Annotated in this window: 16 protein-coding genes, 1 tRNA gene and 1 pseudogene; 3 read left to right on the forward strand and 15 right to left on the reverse strand. The window is 67.0% G+C overall.

Annotated elements, in window-relative coordinates:
• Nucleotides 1-6: 6 nt before the first annotated feature.
• The 4 genes from BDO18943_RS38790 to BDO18943_RS38805 form a co-directional block, all read right to left on the reverse strand.
• Complete coding sequence (locus BDO18943_RS38790) at nt 7-1,428, reverse strand: amino acid permease (protein ID WP_175026310.1); 1,422 nt, start codon at nt 1,426-1,428, stop codon at nt 7-9.
• 91 nt (nt 1,429-1,519) lie between these two features.
• Complete coding sequence (locus BDO18943_RS38795) at nt 1,520-2,590, reverse strand: porin (protein WP_374101865.1); 1,071 nt, start codon at nt 2,588-2,590, stop codon at nt 1,520-1,522.
• A 70-nt stretch (nt 2,591-2,660) separates the two neighbouring features.
• A complete protein-coding gene (locus tag BDO18943_RS38800; RefSeq protein WP_175026311.1) occupies nt 2,661-3,047 on the reverse strand; it encodes a RidA family protein in 387 nt (128 codons plus the stop codon).
• A gap of 31 nt (nt 3,048-3,078) precedes the next feature.
• The gene (locus BDO18943_RS38805; RefSeq protein WP_175026312.1) at nt 3,079-4,293 is read right to left on the reverse strand and encodes an amino acid aminotransferase; all 1,215 of its coding nucleotides are present in this window, start codon (nt 4,291-4,293) and stop codon (nt 3,079-3,081) included.
• Between the two features lie 191 nt (nt 4,294-4,484).
• On the opposite strand from BDO18943_RS38805, the gene BDO18943_RS38810 reads away from it, so the two are divergent.
• Both BDO18943_RS38810 and BDO18943_RS38815 read left to right on the forward strand, forming a co-directional pair.
• Complete coding sequence (locus BDO18943_RS38810; protein ID WP_043190434.1) at nt 4,485-4,967, forward strand: Lrp/AsnC family transcriptional regulator; 483 nt, start codon at nt 4,485-4,487, stop codon at nt 4,965-4,967.
• Between the two features lie 82 nt (nt 4,968-5,049).
• Nucleotides 5,050-5,124: transfer RNA gene (locus tag BDO18943_RS38815), tRNA-Val, on the forward strand.
• An 86-nt stretch (nt 5,125-5,210) separates the two neighbouring features.
• Here the strand turns inward: BDO18943_RS38815 and BDO18943_RS38820 are convergent.
• The 10 genes from BDO18943_RS38820 to hutH all read right to left on the reverse strand — a co-directional run bounded on the left by BDO18943_RS38820 (nt 5,211) and on the right by hutH (nt 17,570).
• On the reverse strand, nt 5,211-6,605 hold the full coding sequence (locus BDO18943_RS38820) for an aspartate aminotransferase family protein (RefSeq protein WP_175026313.1): 1,395 nt from the start codon (nt 6,603-6,605) through the stop codon (nt 5,211-5,213).
• A 28-nt stretch (nt 6,606-6,633) separates the two neighbouring features.
• Nucleotides 6,634-7,971, reverse strand: a complete 1,338-nt coding sequence (locus BDO18943_RS38825) for a glutamine synthetase family protein (protein WP_175026314.1) — start codon at nt 7,969-7,971, stop codon at nt 6,634-6,636.
• 12 nt (nt 7,972-7,983) lie between these two features.
• Complete coding sequence (locus tag BDO18943_RS38830) at nt 7,984-8,790, reverse strand: gamma-glutamyl-gamma-aminobutyrate hydrolase family protein (protein WP_175026315.1); 807 nt, start codon at nt 8,788-8,790, stop codon at nt 7,984-7,986.
• A 748-nt stretch (nt 8,791-9,538) separates the two neighbouring features.
• Nucleotides 9,539-10,336: an N-formylglutamate deformylase gene (hutG, locus tag BDO18943_RS38835; protein WP_175026316.1), complete on the reverse strand. Its 798-nt coding sequence runs from the start codon at nt 10,334-10,336 to the stop codon at nt 9,539-9,541.
• Between the two features lie 59 nt (nt 10,337-10,395).
• Nucleotides 10,396-11,772, reverse strand: coding sequence for a formimidoylglutamate deiminase (locus tag BDO18943_RS38840; protein ID WP_175026317.1), 1,377 nt, complete (start codon nt 11,770-11,772; stop codon nt 10,396-10,398).
• Between the two features lie 4 nt (nt 11,773-11,776).
• Nucleotides 11,777-13,000: an imidazolonepropionase gene (gene hutI, locus BDO18943_RS38845; protein WP_175026318.1), complete on the reverse strand. Its 1,224-nt coding sequence runs from the start codon at nt 12,998-13,000 to the stop codon at nt 11,777-11,779.
• Nucleotides 13,001-13,004: 4 nt separating this feature from the next.
• On the reverse strand, nt 13,005-13,616 hold the full coding sequence (locus BDO18943_RS38850; protein ID WP_175026319.1) for a HutD/Ves family protein: 612 nt from the start codon (nt 13,614-13,616) through the stop codon (nt 13,005-13,007).
• A gap of 2 nt (nt 13,617-13,618) precedes the next feature.
• Nucleotides 13,619-15,307, reverse strand: a complete 1,689-nt coding sequence (hutU, locus tag BDO18943_RS38855; protein WP_175026320.1) for a urocanate hydratase — start codon at nt 15,305-15,307, stop codon at nt 13,619-13,621.
• 39 nt (nt 15,308-15,346) lie between these two features.
• Nucleotides 15,347-16,042, reverse strand: coding sequence for a histidine utilization repressor (gene hutC, locus BDO18943_RS38860; protein WP_043190458.1), 696 nt, complete (start codon nt 16,040-16,042; stop codon nt 15,347-15,349).
• 4 nt (nt 16,043-16,046) lie between these two features.
• On the reverse strand, nt 16,047-17,570 hold the full coding sequence (hutH, locus tag BDO18943_RS38865; protein ID WP_043190461.1) for a histidine ammonia-lyase: 1,524 nt from the start codon (nt 17,568-17,570) through the stop codon (nt 16,047-16,049).
• A 213-nt stretch (nt 17,571-17,783) separates the two neighbouring features.
• Here hutH and BDO18943_RS38870 point away from each other — a divergent pair, with 213 nt between their 5' ends.
• Nucleotides 17,784-18,704, forward strand: coding sequence for a glutamate/aspartate ABC transporter substrate-binding protein (locus BDO18943_RS38870; RefSeq protein ID WP_175026321.1), 921 nt, complete (start codon nt 17,784-17,786; stop codon nt 18,702-18,704).
• 21 nt (nt 18,705-18,725) lie between these two features.
• On the opposite strand, the pseudogene BDO18943_RS43100 reads toward BDO18943_RS38870, so the two are convergent.
• A pseudogene (locus tag BDO18943_RS43100) lies at nt 18,726-18,806 on the reverse strand (4'-phosphopantetheinyl transferase); the annotation flags it as partial.

Genomic DNA, 18,806 nt, shown 5'->3' on the forward strand with positions numbered 1-18,806 from the left:
GCTACCTCACGACTTCGCGTCGGGCTGGAGTACCGGCTGCGCGCGCCGATACCACACCGCGTACACGACCGACAACGCAATCAGGAACGGAATGCCGAAGATCAGCGTCATGTGGAATTCGGCCGTGAAGTAGGTCGTCACCATCACCGCGAGCATCAGACCCGCGCCAAGCAGTGTCAGCAGCGGAAAGCCGCGCATCCGGAACGCGGGCGCCGGCAGGCCGAGCGCCGCCCGGCGACGCCGGAAACAGTAGTGCGTGACGAAGATCATCATCCACGTGAACAGCGCGCCGAACATCGACACCGCCATCATGATCGTGAACGACGCGTCCGGATACAGCACGCTCAGCACGGTCGCCAGCGCGATGCCGAGCGTCGACAGCATCAGCGCGCCGAACGGCACGCCGCGCGCGTTCACTTCCCCGAGCGCCTTCGGTGCATGACCCGCGCGCGACAGGCTGAACATCATCCGCGTCGTGATGTAGAGCTGGCTGTTCATCGCGGACAGCGCGGCGATCAGCACGACGAAGTTGATCAGCCCGGCCGCGCCCGGCAGGTGGATCGCCTCCATCACTTTCACGAACGGGCTTTCGTCGCGCCCCGCCGCCGTCCACGGCACGATCGCAAGCATCAGCGCGAGCGTGACGAGGTAGAACAGCACGAGCCGCACGATCGTCGAGCGGAACGCACGCGTGACCGCGCGCTCGGGATCCTCGGCTTCACCGGCCGCGACCGCGATCATCTCGATGCTCAGGTAGCTGAAGATCGACACGATCACCGCGACCCACGTGCCCCACGCCCCCTTCGGAAAGAAGCCGCCGTGAGCCGTGTAATGGTGGAATCCCGCGCGTGCGGCGCCGTCGCCGACCAGCCCCGGATTGCCGAACACGACATAGGCGCCGAGCACGATGAAGCCGACGATCGCCGCGATCTTCACGACCGAGAAGCCGTACTCGACCGCGCCGAACACGTCGACGCTGCGCGCGTTGACGAACACCAGCAGCGCGGAGAACCCGACGATCCACAGCCAGCCCGGCACGCCCGGGAACCAGTACTTCATGTACAGCGCGATCGCAGTGACCTCGGTGCCGACCGCGAGCACGATGCACGCCCAGTATGCGTAGCGCACGAGGAATCCGGCCCACGGGCTCACGTAATGTTCGGCATACGCGCCGAACGACCCGGAGGTCGGGTGCGCGACCGTCATCTCCGCGAGACAGCCCATCAGCAGCAGCGAGATGAACGCGCCGATCGCGTAGCTGACGAGCACGCTCGGGCCCGCGAAGCCGATCGCGAAGCCGCTGCCGAGAAAGAGACCGGTGCCGATGGCGCCGCCGATCGCGATCATCGCCATCTGCCGTGCGGAAAGCGTGCGGCGCAGCCCTTGCTCGCGCGCCGCGATATGCTGGAATTGCCCTTCTGGTTGCATCGAGTGACCTCGTTCGAAAGCGATTGTCCGGTCGGAACGTAGACGGTGCGCGGGCCGGCGCCGGACCGGCCGGCCGCCGCGCGCCGCGTGCTCAGAACAGGTGGCGCAGGCCGGCCGCGACGCCCGTCTGGTTGCCGCGTCCGGGCATTTCCGTGAACGCGCCGCCCGTCACGCGGTTGTAGTCGACCGTCGCGTAGACCTGCGTGGCCTTCGACAAAGCGTACTCGGCCTCGAGCACGCCCGTATAGCGCTTGCCGCCGTTGCCGGCGACGCCGTTGGCGTTGCGGATGTCGTCGTAATACGCGACGCCCGTCACCGACACGGCCGGCGTGACCTTGACGCTCGCACCCGTATAGAAGATCGCGTCGCGGCGCGGGTTGTCCGCGAACGCACCGTAGGTCACGTCGCGGCCCGGCGCGTTCAGCAACTGCTGGTCGAGCATGCCCGTGCGGTCGATGCCACCGAGATAGCCCGCGTACAGCGTTGCCGCGCCGAACGCGTAGCGTGCGCCCGCGCCCCACGCCTGCTGCGCGCGGCTGTTCAGGTCGCGCACCTGCTGGTACGTCGCGCCGACCATCAGCCCGCCCTGCGTGTACGACGCGTGCGTGCCCCAGTACGCATTCGCGCCGAGGCTGCCCGCGACGCCGCCGAAGCCGTAGCTCGCGCCGACGTTCAGCCCGCCGAACGTGCCGTCGTAGCTGACGACGTTGCTCGCACGCCCTTGCGTGAGGAAATACGGCCACATGTTGGCCGTGTAGTTGCCGACCGTCAGCGGATCGAGATCGCCGAACAGGTTGAACGCCTCGGTCGCCTGGCGGCCGAGCTTCACGGTACCCCAGTCGCTCGCGAGGCCGACATACGCGTAGCGGCCGAACAGTGCGCCGTCGAGCTGCCCGTTCTGCGGCTCGAAGCCGCTCTCCAACTGGAAGATCGCTTTCAGCCCGCCGCCGAGCGCCTCACTGCCCTTCAGCCCCCAGCGGCTGTTCGTGATCGCGCCGTTGGTCATCTGCACGCTCGCATCGTTCGACGCGTCAGCATGCGTCGTATAGCGAATGCTCTGGTCGACGATCCCGTACAGCGTCACGCTGCTCTGCGCCATCGCGCCGCTCGCGGCAAGCGCACCGGCCATCATTGGCAGTGCGAATCGATGGATTGTCCTCATGTTCTCCTCCAGTCCTGTTCTCGTTTGTCGATGATTGTGTGACTGCACACCGCGCAATGCGGTGTTCCTGCTAGATGCCTGCCGCGGGCAGCGCGACGTACGCGACGAGTTCGACGCGCATCGCCGGATGCGCGAAACCCTGCACGCCGACGCACGTCCGGTTCGGATACGGCTCGCGGAAGTGGCGCCGGTATTCGGCATCGAATTCGGGCATCGCCTTCACGTCGGACAGGTAGACGAGCACCTGTGCGACGTCGTCCATCGTCGCGCCGGCCGCCGCGACAGCCTTCGCGAGATTCGCGAGCGTGATGCGCGCCTGTTCGGCCATCGTGTCGCCGGCAATCGCACCGGACGCGTCGACCGGCCCGTGCCCCGTGAACATCAACCCGCCCGCGCGGGTCGCCCACGAGAATGGTTGTGCGAGCTGCGGCAGGTCGACCGGGATCGTTTCAGCCATCGTGTCCTCCTTCGGATCGGGGTCGGGAAATTCAGGCGGCCCGCCGCGACGCGCCGCCGAGCACCTCGGCGATCGCGTTTGCGACGTGGTCGACGTTCGCATCGTTCAGGCCCGCGATGCACATGCGCCCCGAGCGCAGCAGATAGACGCCGTGCGATGCACGCAACCGGTCGACGTCGGTCGCAGCCATGCCCGTGTAGCTGAACATCCCGCGCTGCGTGACGAGTGCGTCGAACGCGCCGTCCGGCAGCCGCGCATCGAGCCGGGCCTTCAGTTCGCCGCGCATCCGTTTGATGCGCGTGCGCACCTGCGCGACCTCGCCCTCCCAGCGCACGCGCAGCGCGTCGTCGTTCAGCACGGTCGACACGAGTTGCGCGCCGAACAGCGGCGGGCTCGAATAGGTGCGGCGCACGCCGGCCTGCAACTGGCTCAGCACCGTCGCGGCCTCGCCCGCGTTCGCGCAGACGACCGACAGCCCGCCGACGCGCTCGCCGTACAGCGAGAAGTTCTTCGAGAACGAATTGCCGACGATCGCGGGCAGCCCGGCGTCGACGATCGCGCGCACGGCCCACGCGTCGTCGGCGAGACCGTCGCCGAACCCCTGGTACGCCATGTCGAGGAACGGAATCAGTCCGCGCCGCACGAGCACGTCGATCACCGCGCGCCATGCGTCGCGGCCGAGGTCGAGCCCCGTCGGGTTGTGGCAGCACGGCTGCAGCAGCACGACGCTGCGCGCCGGCAACGCATCGAGCGTGGCAAGCATCGCGTCGACGCGGATGTCGTTGCGCAATGCGTCGTAGTACGGATACGTGTGCACGTCGAGGCCGGCGGCCGAGAAGATCACGCGGTGGTTGTCCCACGTCGGGTCGCTGATCCAGATCGCGCTGTCGGGGAAATAACGCTTCACGAATTCCGCACCGAGCCGGATCGCGCCCGATCCGCCGAGTGTCTGCAGCGTCGCGATGCGCCCTTCCGCGAGCGCCGCGCAGTCGTCGCCGAATACGAGGCGCTGCACGCCCTGCCGGTACGCGGCGAGCCCTTCCATCGGCAGATACGTGTGCGGCGCACCGGCATCGCGTAGCTGCGCGGCCGCGATGCGCGTGCTGTCGAGAACCGGAATCCGGCCCGCGTCATCGTAGTAGAGGCCGATGCTCAGGTTGACCTTGTGCGGATGCGCATCCTGCTGGAATGCCTGGAACAGCGACAGGATCGGATCGCCCGGGTAGGCGGGAACGTGTTGGTACATGGCGGAATGACGGTAAAGGTTGAAGGCGGCGGACCAACCGGCGGCACCACATTGCGTCGGGATGAGCAGCCGGGACATGGGGCGCATGTTATCGAGGACGAAATAGAATGAGCTTCATTTTTCGATGACGAACCGATCCGATTGCAGTAGAGTCTGCGGATCTCATCTCACAATTCACCGGATTCTGCGAATTGACTCTGGATCGAACCGACATGCGGATCCTCCGGCACCTCGAACGGGACGGACGCATCAGCAATCAGGACCTCGCGAACGCGGTCGCGCTGTCGCCGTCGGCATGCCTGCGGCGCGTGAAGCTGCTGGAGGAACGCGGCGCCATTGCCGGGTATCGCTGCACGATCGAGCCGAAGAAGGTCGGTGTCGCGTTCGAGGCGCTCGTGCATGTGTCGATGCGGCCCGACGTACCCGAGTGGCACGACCGGTTCGTGGAGGCGATCCAGCAGTGGCCGGAGGTCATCGCGGCGCAAATCGTCACGGGCGGGTCGAACTATGTGCTGACGGTTCGCGCGCGCGATCTCGATCACTATTCGGATTTCGTGATCAACCGGCTGCACCGCGCCGCGGGCGTGATGTCGATCAACTCGAGCATCGTGCTCGCGACGCTCAAGCGCGACGGGTCGATCCTCGATCTCGTCGAGCCGTCGACGGCCGGCTGACCCGTCGTTGCGCGGGTCTGAAAAATATTTGCAGAAAGTGCTTTACAGACCCCAAAACTCCTGACATAATCTTTTCTTCTTTGGGCGGTTAGCTCAGCGGTAGAGCACTGCCTTCACACGGCAGGGGTCACTGGTTCGATCCCAGTACCGCCCACCAAAGAATTCAAGGCCCTGCGTCTCACGACGCAGGGCCTTTTCGTTTTGGCGTCGCGCTACCGGCTCAGCACGCAATGCCGCGCCGGCTTACTGCGCGCACCCCACCCTTGCCGCCGTCGCATCGAACGCACGCTTCGCCTTGTCGACGATCTCGTCAACCTCCGCTTCGCGAATCACGAGCGGCGGCGACAGCAGCATCCGGTCGCCAGTCGCGCGCATGATCAGGTTGCCGTTGAAGCAGAAGTCGCGGCAGATCGTGCCGATATCGACATTCGCGCCAAACCGCTCGCGCCGGTCCCGTTCACGCGCAAGTTGAACGCCCGCGACCAGCCCCGCTCCCGCAATTTCCCCGACGATCGGATGATCGCCCAGCGCATCGCGCAACCGGCGCTGGAAGTACGGCCCGATGTCGTTCTTCACGCGCTCGACGATCCCTTCGTCGCGCAGCAGCTTCAGGTTCGCGACCGCGACGGCCGCCGCGACCGGGTGGCCGGAGTACGTGAGGCCGTGGTTGAATTCGCCGTTGTCGATGATCGGCCGCGCGACGCGCTCGTGAATGCCGACGGCACCCATCGGCACGTAGCCCGACGTGAGGCCCTTCGCCATCGTGATCAGGTCGGGTTCGAAGCCGAAGTGCTGGTGCGCGAACCATTCGCCGGTGCGGCCGAAGCCGCCGATCACTTCGTCGGCAACCAGCAGGATGTCGTACTTGCGGCAGATCCGCTGGATTTCCGGCCAGTACGTCGACGGCGGGAAGATCACGCCGCCCGCGCCCTGGAACGGCTCGCCGATGAATGCGGCGACGTTCTCCGCGCCGAGTTCGAGAATCTTCGCTTCGAGTTGCTGCGCGCGGGCGAGGCCGAACGCTTCCGGCGTTTCACCGGCCGCCGCTTCGCCGAAGAAATACGGCTGGTCGATGTGCACGATGTTCTCGACCTTCGACGGCATCTGCTCGTGCATGTAGCCCATCCCGCCGAGCGTGCCGCCCGCGATCGTCGAGCCGTGATAGCCGTTCTTGCGCGAGATCACGTACTTCTTCTGCGGCTGGCCCTGCACGCGCCAGTACTGGTGCACGAGGCGCAGCACCGTGTCGTTGCCTTCCGAGCCGCTGTTGCAATAGAAGAAGTGGTTGAAGCCCTTCGGCGTGACTTCCGCGAGCATCGCGGAGAGTTCGATCACCGGCGGGTGCGTGGTCTTGAAGAACGTGTTGTAGAACGGCAGTTCCTGGAGCTGGCGATACGCGGCGTCGGCAAGTGCCTTGCAGCCGTAGCCGACGTTCACGCACCAGAGGCCGGCCATCCCGTCGATCACCTTGTTACCGTCCGAGTCCCAAAGGTAGACGCCATCAGCCTTCACGATCACGCGGCTGCCCGCGCGGTTCAGCGCGCCCATGTCGGAGAACGGGTGGATGTGGTGCGCGGCGTCGAGCGCGCGGTAATCCGCGGTCGACTGCGGTGGGACGGCTTCGTTTCGATCGGTCATGTTTCCTCCGGATAACAGCGCCGCACGCTCACACGTGCAGCAGCAGATGCCTGCGTTCCCACGAGCTGATCACGCGGAAGAACGCTTCGTATTCGGTGTCCTTCAGCGCCAGGTAGGCCTTCACGAACTTGTCGCCGAGAATGCCGGCCAGCGGCGTGCAGGCCGCCATCAGCGAGATACCCTCCTCGAGATTGCGCGGCAGTTGATACGGCAGCTTGTAGCCGTCCGACGCGATCGGCTCGGTCGGTGCGAGCTGCTGGGTCAAGCCGAGATAGCCGGCCGCGAGCGTCGCGGCGAACGCAAGGTACGGATTGCAGTCGACGCCCGGGATCCGGTTCTCGATACGGCGCGCCGAAGCGCCTGACTGCGGAATGCGGAAACCGACCGTACGGTTGTCGTAGCCCCACTGCACGTTGATCGGCGCGGCCATGAAGCGCGACAGGCGACGATACGAGTTGATGTACGGCGCGAAGATCGGCATCAACGCGGGCGTGTACTTCTGCAGCCCCGCGAGATAGCTGTGGAACATCGGCGACACCGCACCGTCCTCGTTGGAGAACAGGTTACGCCCCGTGCGTGCGTCGGCCAGGCTCTGGTGGATATGCATCGCCGAGCCGGGCTCGTCCTGCATCGGCTTCGCCATGAAGGTCGCGTACATGTTGTGGCGCAGCGCCGCCTCGCGCACGGTGCGCTTGAACAGGAACACCTGGTCGGCGAGCGACAAAGCATCGCCGTGCACGAAGTTGATCTCCATCTGCGCGGCGCCGACCTCGTGGATCAGCGTCTCGATATCGAGCCCCTGCATCTCGCAGTATTCGTAGATGTCCTCGAACAGCGAATCGAACTCGTTCACGGCTTCGATCGAATACGACTGCCGGCCGGTCTCCGCGCGCCCGGTGCGGCCAACGGGGGGACGCAGCGGCAGGTCGGGATCGGCGTTCATGTCGACGAGATAGAACTCGAGCTCGGGCGCGACGACCGGTTGCCAGCCTTTCGCCTTGTACAGATCGAGCACGCGTCGCAGCACGTAGCGCGGCGAGATCTCGACCGGCGAGCCGTCGAAGTGCACGCAGTCGTGGATCACCTGCGCGGTCGGATCGACGGCCCACGGAATCAGGCAGATCGTCGACGGATCGGGCACGCACACCATGTCGGGATCGGTCACGCCGGTCAGCGTGCCGTCCTCCGGATAGTCGCCGGTGACGGTCTGCACCATCACGGCCTGCGGCAAGCGCATCGATTCGCCGGATTCGAACTTGTTGCGCGGAATGATCTTGCCGCGCGCGATGCCGGCCATGTCGGGAATGATCGCCTCGACCTCGGTGATGCGGTGCTGTCGCAGGAATTCGCTCAGTTCGGGTTCCATGATCGGCCTCTATCAGTCGACGTCGGATGCGGCCGGCGACGGCATCGCGCCACCGGCTGCATGAATGCGATGTGTCATGCGCGCGCGGCACGCCGCGCCGAATGCCGCGAAGATGTCGCGCGACAGCGGCTGTTCCGCGTAGCGCCATTCGGGGTGCCACTGCACGCCGAGCGCGAACGCGCGTGCGCCGCGCACGCTGACGGCCTCGACCAGTCCGTCTGGCGCACTGGCTTCGACGACGAGCCCTGCGCCGAGTTGCGCGATGCCCTGGTCGTGCAGCGAATTGACCGTCGCCTGCTGCGCACCGCGCGCGACCCGCTGCAGCAGGCCGCCGGGCGCGAACTGCACGACGTGCGCCGGGCCGTACTGCCGTTCAAGCGGATCGGCCGGCCGCTCGCGATGATCGTCGAAGCCGGTCGTCGCGTGCAGCCGCTGGTGCAGCGTGCCGCCGTAGGCGACGTTCAACTCCTGCATGCCGCGACAGATCGCGAGCACGGGCACGCCCGCTTCGATCGCCGCGCGGATCAGCGGCAGCGCGGTCGCGTCGCGCGCGGGATCGTGCAGCGTGTCGGGCGCGCTCGCGGCGCCGCCGTAGTGATGCGGCTCGACGTTCGAATAACTGCCGGTCAGCAGCAACCCGTCGACCGCCGCGACGATCGCGTCGGCCGGCTGGCGCGCGCCGAGCGCGGGCAGCACGAATGCAAGCGCGCCGGCGCCATCGACGAGCGCGGCCAGGTACTTCTCCCCCGCCGTGTGGTTCGGATGCGCGCCGCGCAGGATGCGGTCGGCGGTAACGGCTACGATCGGGCGCAGGCGCATGGACATCTCTCCGGTAATCGCGCGCGACTCGTTCGCACGCGGGACGATGAGGGTTCGTGCCGGCGCCGCGCGCGCGCACCGCGACGCGGCGCATGCTCACACACGATCCTGCCGCGCGGACGATGCGGCAACAGGCGGTGCGACCCGGAACGGAAACGGAAAAGGACGCTAGGGCAACAACGACGCGCTGCCGTCGCACTGCACCGCGCTGAACACGTGCGCGGCCACGAGATTGAAGCGGCGCAGGCCGCGATGGGAAAGAGCGAAGAAACGAGGCTCGCGGAAAGGGGCGGCACGCGTGCCGCGATCAGCATGCCGGATCGGCCCGGCCTGAGGCGGCGCGCCCGCCGACGGACTTCGCGTCCGGCGTATCGAAGGGCTGGCGGCTTTCACGATCGTACTCGACTGACTGATGAATGCAGGACACGTGTCGCAATGAAGCGCATGCGGCAATGCCGCGCGGCGACACGTCGGCAAGGTGTCTCGCAGCGCATGCCGGCGCGGTGCGGCCTCGATCGATGGCCCTGCCGCCGGTGCGCGCGTGACGACTTCCTGACATTCAGCTTATATCACCTAAAAATTGCGTCAAATTTTCAGGTGCCGATGAAGGCATCGATCAGACGAAAAAAAACGGCATCGATCTCGTGGATCGATGCCGTGTTGTGCATTGCATCGGTGTGGCGCGCTACGTGCCGGCGGGGTGCGACCCACCTGCTCCGCCGCGCTGCCGCATCCGTGCGGCCCCGGCTCAACGATGCGCGAGCGCGGTTTCGACGAGCGTCTGCAATAGCGGCACAATCCGCGCCGCGCGCGTTTCGTCATACGCGTAAGGACGCGTCTCTTCCATGTAGGTGATCTGCGACAGCTCGAGCTGCACAGCCTCGACGCCGGTATCGGGCACGCCATAGTGACGCGTGATGTAGCCGCCCTTGAAGCGCCCGTTCGCGACCGCCGTATAGCCGCCGTGTTCGAGCACGCGCGCGGCCAGCGCCTCTGCGAGACCCGGTGCGGCACTCGCGCCGCTCGACGTCCCGAAGTTGAAGTCCGGCAGGCGGCCGTCGAAGAAGCGCGGCACGTGCGAACGGATCGAATGCGCTTCCCACACGAGCACGCGGCCGTGCTCGTGCTTCAGGCGCGCGACTTCGCTTTGCAGCGCGTCGTGATACGGCAGCCAGTAGCGATCGCGGCGACGCATGATCTCGTCGTTGCCGGGCAGTGCGTTCGCCGGATACAACAGTGCCTTGTCGAATGTATCGACCGGCACGAGCCCCGTCGTGTCCTGCCCCGGGTACAGGTTCTCGTTGTCGGGCGGACGGTTCAGGTCGACGACGTAACGCGCGTGCGACGGCACGAGGACCGATGCGCCGAGATCGGCCGCGAATCCGTACAGCCGTTCGAGATGCCAGTCGCAATCGTCGACGAAACGCGCATCGTCCGTCATCGTCGCGGCGATGTCGTCGGGGATGTGCGTGCCTGCGTGCGGAATCGAGATCAGCAGCGGCAGCGTGCCCTGCTTCAGCGTGAATACAGCCGGTTGTTCAGTCATGTCGCATCACCGTTGGAGGTCTGCCGGCGCACGCATGCGGCGTGCGCCGGTTGCGCGCGTCAGCGCAGCAGTTGCGCCAGCGCGGCGCGGTAGTCGGCATACGCGACGGCTTCGTCGCGATGGCGGCGGCCGCTCACGACGCGCTCGCCGCTCGTGTAGACGTCGAGCACCGGCGTCTCGCCATGCTCCGCGAACACGATACCCGACATCCACGACGTGCTGTCGTGTTCGGCGATCGCCGGATGATCGGGATCGAGCACGAGCCAGTCGGCGCGGCAGCCTTCGCGCAGCGCACCGACACGCCGCCCGCTCGCCTGCGCGCCGCCTGCGAGCGACGCATCGAACAGGCGATCGGCGACATGTGCCTGCGTGTCGCTCGCCAGCACGTTGCGCGCGCGGTGCACGAGCCGTTGCCCGTATTCCAGCAAGCGCAACTCCGAGCGCCAGTCGACCGACGCGTGGCTGTCCGAGCCGACGCCGATCACACCGCCCTGCGCAAGATAGTCAACGGCCGGGAACACGCCGTCGCCGAGGTTCGCTTCGGTCGTCAGGCACAGGCCGGCAACGGCACGACGCTTCGCGAGCACGGCCGTTTCGGCTGCGTCGACGTGCGTCGCGTGCACCAGACACCAGCGCGCATCGACGTCGAAGCGATCGAGCAGCCATTGCACCGGGCGCGCGCCGTAGGCACGCACGCAGTCGTCGACTTCGGCCGTTTGTTCGGCGATATGGATATGCACGGGCGCATCGTCGGGCAGCCCGTCAAGCAGCGCGCGCAACCCGTTCTCGGATACCGCCCGCAGCGAGTGCGGTGCAACGCCGTAGCGCAGCCCGCCGTGCTCCGGTGCCGTGCGACGCATCGCGTCGAGCAGTTCGAGCAGACCGTCGGGCGTGTTGATGAAACGGCGCTGGTCGTCGCGCGGCGGCTTGTTACCAAAGCCGGCGAACTGGTACGACACGGGCAGCATCGTGATGCCGATGCCGGCCGCGCGCGCGGCGTCGATCACACGCGTGCCGAGTTCCGCGATCTGCGGATAACGCGAGCCGTCCTGCGTGTGGTGCACGTAGTGGAATTCACACACTGACGTGTAGCCGCACTTGAGCATCTCGACATACAGCCAGCGTGCGATCGCCGCGAGCGCGTCGGGCGTGATCTTCAGCGCGAAGCGGTACATCAGGTCGCGCCAGCTCCAGAAGCTGTCGGACGGATTCGCGCGGTATTCGGTGAGCCCCGCCATCGCGCGCTGGAATGCGTGCGAATGCAGGTTCGGCATGCCGGGCAGCACCGGCCCTGCCGCACGCGCGACGCCTGCGGGTGCGTCGGTGTCGGGCGTCACGCCGGTCAGCGTGCCGGCCGCGTCCCAGCGCAGCAGCACGTTACGGCGCCAGCCATCGGGCAGGTACGCATGGTCTGCAAACAACGTGGTGTCGGTCATGAGGCTATCCATTCATCCGGCGAAACACGGTCGTGCCGCCGCGTACGACCTGCTCGCACAGCGGCCGGCCGATCCAGTAGGCGAGCTCCGCCAGCGAGCCGACCGACCAGGCGGCGAAGTCGGCCTGGCGGCCGACCTCGAGCGCGCCGTGGCGATCCGCGCGGCCGAGCGCCGCGGCCGCATGGCGCGTGACGCCCTGCAGCACTTCGGGCACCGTCATGCGGAACAGCGTGCAGCCCATGTTCAACGTCAGCAGCAGCGATTCGAGCGGCGACGTGCCGGGGTTGTGATCGGTCGCGAGCGCGATCGGCACGCCGTGCTTGCGCAGCAGCTCGATCGGCGGCAGTTGCGTCTCGCGGATGAAGTAGTACGCGCCGGGCAGCAGCACAGCAACCGTACCGGCCGCCTTCATCGCCTCGATGCCGGCTTCGTCGAGAAATTCGAGGTGATCGGCGGACAGTGCGCGGTAGCGCGCGGCGAGCGCCGTGCCGCCCGCGTTCGACAGTTGCTCCGCGTGCAGCTTCACGGGCAGCCCGCGCCGCGTCGCGGCTTCGAACACGCGCTCGGTCTGCGCGAGCGAAAAGCCGATGCGTTCGCAGAACACGTCGACCGCGTCGACGAGCCCTTCGTCGGCCAGCGCCGGCAGCATCCGGTCGCACACTTCGTCGATATACGCATCCGCGCGGCCCGCGTATTCGGGCGGCAGCGCATGCGCGCCGAGGAAGGTCGTGTAGACGCTGACCGGGAAGCGTTCGCCGAGCTGGCGCGCGACGCGCAACATCTTGCGTTCGCTCGCGAGGTCGAGCCCGTAGCCCGACTTGATCTCGATCGCGGTCACGCCTTCGGCGAGCAGCGGCTGCAGGCGTGCGGCGGCCTGCACGAACAGCGTCGTCTCGTCGGCCGCGCGCGTCGCGCGCACCGTCGATACGATCCCGCCGCCCTGCCGCGCGATTTCCTCGTAGCTGACGCCCGCGAGACGCTGCGCGAATTCGTCGGCACGCGTGCCGCCGTACACGAGGTGCGTATGGCAATCGACGAGACCCGGCGTCACCCACGCGCCGTGCAGATCCTCGCGTTGCCAGTGGGCATAACCGTCCGGCAGCGCGGACATCGCGCCGAGCCAGACGATCGTGCCGGTTTCGTCGACGGCGATCGCCGCGTCGTCGATCGTCTCGTCGGGATGGCCGTGCGGACACAGCCTCAGGTGATGCCAGACAGTCGATTTCATGCGTTCAGTCTCGTTCGCCGATGGCGAGCGACACGGCGAGCAACGCGCCGCTACCGCTCACGACGACGTCAAACGCACGCCGCGGCCCGTCGAGCCGCAGCGTGTCCATTTCTTCCAGTGTGTAGCGTGCGCCGTCGATTTCAACGGCAGCCTCGCCGGCCGCGCAATACAGCAGCACGGTATCGGCATGCTCGATGCGGTGCGCGCCTGCGCGCCATACGTCGAGCACGCCGCGCGCGGCCGAACGGCGCGTCATCAAGTTGAAGTCGCGCGTCGCGCCGTCGTGCAGCGTCGCGTCGATCGCCGCCTCGCCCGCGAAATCCGCGCGGGCCAGCGGTGCATCGAGCACGTGGCGTGCGCCACCTTCCTCGGCGAGCGTCATGCCCGCGCCGGACAGCAGCACGAGCGTGCGGTCGATTCCGTCGAAACGCGAGAACGGCCCGGCCGTGCCGACGTCCGCGACGCTCACGCGCCACGCGAACGCGTCGAGCGCAGCGCCCGGCGGGAACGCGCCGATTTCGCGCGTCACGCCACCGCCGTTCTTCCATGGCGACGCGACGAGATCCGCTGCGCGGATCATCGTCGCGTTCACCGGCGCCTGGTGGAGCGCCGTCATGCTCAGCGGCCGAGCATCGGCAGCTTCAGGCCGGCTTCGCGGGCCGTCTGCTGCGCGAGTTCGTAGCCGGCATCCGCATGGCGCATCACGCCCGTCGCCGGGTCGTTCAGCAGCACGCGGCCGAGACGCTCATGCGCTTCGGCGGTACCGTCGGCGACGATCACGACGCCCGAGTGCTGCGAGAAGCCCATGCCGACGCCGCCGCCATGGTGCAGCGACACCCACGATGCGCCGCCTGCGGTGTTCAGCAGTGCGTTCAGGAGCGGCCAGTCGCTGACTGCGTCCGAACCGTCCTTCATCGATTCCGTCTCGCGGTTCGGGCTGGCGACCGAACCGGTGTCGAGGTGGTCGCGGCCGATCACGATCGGCGCCTTCAGTTCGCCGTTCTTGACCATCTCGTTGAACGCCTGGCCGAGGCGATAGCGATCCTTCACGCCGACCCAGCAAATACGCGCCGGCAGGCCCTGGAACGCGATGCGCTCACGTGCCATGTCGAGCCAGTTGTGCAGGTGCGGATCGTCGGGGATCAGCTCCTTCACCTTCTGGTCGGTCTTGTAGATGTCTTCCGGATCGCCCGACAGCGCGACCCAGCGGAACGGGCCCTTGCCCTCGCAGAACAGCGGGCGGATGTAGGCCGGCACGAAGCCCGGGAAGTCGAATGCGTTCTCGACGCCCATTTCCAGCGCCATCTGGCGGATGTTGTTGCCGTAGTCGAGCGTCGCCGCACCGCGTTCCTGCAGATCCAGCATCGCCTGCACCTGGACGGCCATCGACTGCTTCGCGACCTTCACGATGCTCTGCGGATCGACCTTCTGCGCTTCGCGCCATTGCGCGACGGTCCAGCCTTGCGGCAGGTAGCCGTTGATCGGGTCGTGCGCGCTCGTCTGGTCGGTCACGCAATCCGGCGTGATGCCGCGCTTGACGAGTTCCGGGAACACGTCGGCCGCGTTGCCGAGCAGGCCGATCGACACCGGCTTGCCGGCGCGCTTCGCTTCCTCGATCATGCCGAGCGCCTCGTCGAGCGTCGTCGCCTTCTTGTCGACGTAGCGCGTCTTCAGGCGGAAGTCGATACGGGTCTCGTCGCATTCGACCGCGATCATCGAGAAACCGGCCATCGTCGCGGCCAGCGGCTGCGCGCCACCCATGCCGCCCAGGCCGCCCGTCAGGATCCAGCGGCCCGACGGATCGCCGTTGAAGTGCTGGTTCGCGACCGAGAAGAACGTTTCGTAGGTACCCTGAACGATGCCCTGGCTACCGATGTAGATCCAGCTGCCGGCCGTCATCTGGCCGTACATCATCAGGCCCTTGCGGTCGAGCTCGTGGAAGTGATCCCAGTTTGCCCAGTGCGGCACGAGGTTCGAGTTCGCGAGCAGCACGCGCGGCGCATCCTTGTGCGTGCGGAACACACCGACCGGCTTGCCCGACTGGATCAGCAGCGTCTCGTTCTCTTCCAGATCCTTCAGCGATGCGAGGATCTGGTCGTAGCATTCCCAGTTGCGCGCCGCGCGGCCGATGCCGCCGTACACGACGAGCGCATGCGGATGCTCCGCGACTTCCGGGTCGAGGTTGTTCTGGATCATCCGGTAGGCCGCTTCGGCCAGCCAGGTCTTGCAGACTTTCTCGCTGCCGCGCGGCGCGCGGATCGTGCGCGTCGGATCGAGACGGGGATCGATGTGTTTCGGATGGTTCATGACGACTGCTCCCGAAGGAAAATGACTATCAAATAGGAATCAGAAATGCCCGGTGAAGCGGTATCGGCTGCCGGGATGCCACAGATTCGCCACCGAGGCGACGACGCCCTGCGACCAGGTGCGTCGATGTAAAACCAGACACGGCTCGACGTCGTCCATCCGCAGCTGCTCGCGCCGCTCCGGCGCCGGGGCCGCCGCTTCGATCCGGTACTCGACGCGCTGCAGCGGAGCCGCGCGCATCAGGTACAGGTTCGGCGTCGTGTTCGTGAAATCCTGCTCGGCGTAATCCGGCGCGACCGCCGGATTCACCCATCGTTCTTCGAGCTGCACGGGCTCGTCATTCTCGAAGTGCAGCACCTGCGAATGAAACAGCTTCGTGCGCACGGCCACCTGCATCTCGTCGGCGATCGCCTCGTCGGCGCGGATCGTGTCGAGGCCGAGCACGCTGGCGTGATACGCATGCCCGCGTGCGCCGACTTCTTCCGAGATGCTGCGAATCGCCACCAGCGTCGATTCGTACTTCGGCCGCGCGACGTAGGTGCCCGCGCCCTTCATGCGCGTGAGCACCTGCTCGGCCGTCAACTCGCGCAACGCGCGGTTGACGGTCATGCGCGCCACCTTGAATTCGCGCGCCAGCTCGTTCTCGGACGGCACCTGGTCGCCCTCCTCCCACTCGCCTGCGTGGATGCGGGCCAGGATGAAGTCCTTGATCTCCTGGTAGACCGGCGCGCTCATGGGCTTACTGTTCCGATGCGAACGAGAACGGCGCAACCTTCGCGAACGCACGCTCGCCGACCAGCTTCGCGATCACGGCGATGTCCGGTGCGAAGTAGTGGTCGAGTTCGTAGTGCGCGACCTTGCCGCGGATCGTTTCCATCACGGGCGCCAGCTTCGGGCTCGTGTGGTACGGCGCGCGCAGGTCGACGCCTTGCGCGGCAGCCAGCAGTTCGATGGCGAGGATGTGCTTCGTGTTGTCCGCGATGTCGGCGAGCTTGCGCGCGGCGAACGTCGCCATCGACACGTGGTCTTCCTGGTTCGCCGAGGTCGGCAGCGAGTCGACCGATGCCGGGTGCGCGAGCGTCTTGTTTTCCGATGCGAGCGCGGCAGCCGTCACGTGCGCGATCATGAAGCCCGAGTTCACGCCGCCGTCCCTCACGAGGAACGGGGGCAGGCCCGACAGCGTCGCGTCGATCAGCAGTGCGATGCGGCGTTCGGCCAGTGCGCCGATTTCCGATGCGGCCAGCGCGAGGTTGTCGGCAGCGAACGCGACGGGCTCGGCGTGGAAGTTGCCGCCCGACAGCACTTCGCCCGTATCCGGGAAAATCAGCGGGTTGTCCGACACGGCGTTCGCTTCCACCAGCAGCACGTCGGCTGCATGGCGCATCTGGTCCAGACACGCGCCCATCACCTGCGGCTGGCAGCGCAGGCTGTACGGATCCTGCACCTTGTCGCAATCGCGGTGCGACTGGTTGATCGGCGAGCCTTCGAGCAGGTCGCGATACGACGCCGCTGCGTCGATCTGGCCTTGATGGCCGCGCAGTTCATGAATGCGTGCGTCGAACGGCTTCACCGAACCGGCAGCCGCGTCGACCGACAGCGCGCCCGCGACGAGCGCGGTGCGGTACAGGTCTTCGATCGCGAACATGTTGTCGAGCGCCAGCGCGGTCGATGCCTGCGTGCCGTTCAGCAGCGCGAGGCCTTCCTTCGCCTGCAGCGTCAGCGGCGCGAGGCCCGCGACGCGCAGACCGTCGATCGCGCTTGCACGCTCGCCGCGGATGAACACTTCGCCGACGCCGAGCAGCACGGCCGACATGTGCGCGAGCGGTGCGAGGTCGCCCGATGCGCCGACCGAGCCCTTCACCGGGATCAGCGGCAGCACGTCCGCGTTGTACAGCTTGATCAGCGCGTCCATCACTTCGCGACGGATGCCCGAGTGGCCGCGGCCGAGGCTCGACAGCTTCAGCGCCATCAGCAGGCGCACCGACGAGCGCGCCATCGGCTCGCCCACGCCGACCGCGTGCGACAGCACGAGGTTCTTCTGCAGCAGTTCGAGCTGGTCGCGCGGGATGTGCGTGCTGGCCAGACGGCCGAAGCCCGTGTTGATGCCGTAGGCCGGCTCGCCCTTCGCGGCGATGTCGGCGACGGCCTTCGCGCCTGCGTCGATCTTCGCGAAGCTCGCCGGGTCGAGCGTGAGCTGCACCGATTCGCGTGCGATCTGGCGCAGTTGCGGGAGGGTCAGGTGGCCGGGGGTCAACGTAATCATGTGAGCAATCCTGTCTAGACAAGTTCGGAATGGATTGAAGTGTAGCCACGCCAACTTGTCTAGACAACCCGTATTTCACCGATTTCGACTTGGGAGTTTCCCTGATGCCCGGTACGGCCCGCCGGATCGGCCCGTGGGATCGGGCGCTTAACAGTTGTTGCAGTTATTTTGTTTTTGGCAACATACGGATCACCATTCGCCACGGAGACCGCCATGTCCTTCCCGTCACGATTCACCGCCCGGTTCGGCCGCCCCCTGCTGTTCGCCGCGTGCGCACTCGCATGCGGCGCGTCGCTCGCCGCGGAGCCGCTCTCGGGCACGCTCGATAAGATCAGCCGGAGCAACCTGATCTCGATCGGCCATCGCGAAACGTCAGTGCCGTTCTCCTACGCCGACGCGAACGGCAAGGTCATCGGCTTCTCGCAGGACCTGTGCGATCGCGTGATCGCCGCCGTGAAGGCGCGCACCGGCAAGCCCGGCCTGCAGGTGCGCTTCATCCCCGTCACGTCGCAGAACCGCATCCCGCTCGTGCAGAACGGCACCGTCGATCTCGAATGCGGCGTCACCACGAACCTCGCCGCGCGTCACGCGCAGGTCGCGTTCTCGACCACCTTCTTCGTCGCGACGACGCGCCTGCTCACGCGCACGACGTCGGGCATTCGCGACTTCCCCGACCTCGCCGGCAAGACGGTCGTGACGAACCAGGGCACGACGTCCGAACGCCTGCTGCGCAAGATGAACGAGGAAAAGAAGATGAACATGCAGATCATCAGCGCGAAAGACTACGGCGAAGGACGCCTCACGCTCGAATCGGGCCGCGCGGCCGCGTACATGATGGACGACGTGCTGCTCGCGGGTGTGCGCCAGCTCGCCGCGAAGCCGGCCGACTGGCAGATCGTCGGCACGCCGCAATCGTCGGAAGCCTACGGGTTCATGCTGCGCAAGGACGATCCGCAGTTCAAGGCGCTCGTCGATGGCGTGCTCGTGCAGTTGATGAAGCGCGGCGAGATCGACGCGCTCTACGACAAGTGGTTCATGAAGCCGGTGCCGCCGAAGGGGCTGTCGTTCGACTTCGCGATGAGCGACGTGATCAAGGCGCGCTACGCGGCGCCAAACGACGCGCCGCTCGAATGAGCGCCGCGCGCGGATCCCGGCTCACGCGCGCGTCCACGCGACGCACGCCGCGTAGCCGGGCGCCGCGTCGAGCCACGCCGCGTCGAACGCCGCGACGCCGGC

Source organism: Burkholderia aenigmatica (genome assembly GCF_902499175.1).
Lineage (GTDB): Bacteria > Pseudomonadota > Gammaproteobacteria > Burkholderiales > Burkholderiaceae > Burkholderia > Burkholderia aenigmatica.